This window comes from Nonomuraea sp. B5E05, from assembly GCF_039880665.1.
GTDB lineage: Bacteria > Actinomycetota > Actinomycetes > Streptosporangiales > Streptosporangiaceae > Nonomuraea.
Map to the genome: position 1 here is coordinate 1 of NZ_JBDPMJ010000114.1, position 500 is coordinate 500.

The following is a 500-nucleotide window of genomic DNA, read 5'->3' on the forward strand; positions in this document are numbered from 1 at the left end:
TCTACATACCCCGCTACAAATAATAAAAAATGTCTTTTGAATGTATTTAACTTTAGTGCAGATGAATACAATAGAGCTAATAATTTTATTATAGATAATTTTATTAACCCTGATCATACTTTTAATTATAGTGAATTAAAAAAATTTATCTTTAAAAGTGAAATTCTATTAAAAATTCAATCTAATAGCTTTATTAACAATATACTACATGAAGATTACAGGAATAAAGAAGACCATTACGGACTATATGCCCCCTCTCAAAGCACATCTCGAATTTCGTATTCAGCAAATTTTGACGAAGTGCATAAACGCAAAATAATTGATGCATTAAAGCTTTTAAAACAATTATCCTTTGCTGCCAATTTAGAAGAAACCCCATTAGATCATACTATTTTTAGCAAATTAAATTTCAATACAATTGCTAGATTGATTGATGTCTCTGAAAGTGGGCGATTTAAGACACTACCAGTAGCGCCCATACTAAATTTAATGCGTGATAC

1 protein-coding gene is annotated in these 500 nt (G+C 28.6%); it reads left to right on the top strand.

The genetic code is table 11. The annotated features are described in order from the left end of the window. Positions 1-500 (top strand): hypothetical protein (locus ABGB01_RS46060; protein WP_347780665.1); only part of this gene is annotated, 500 nt, incomplete at both ends.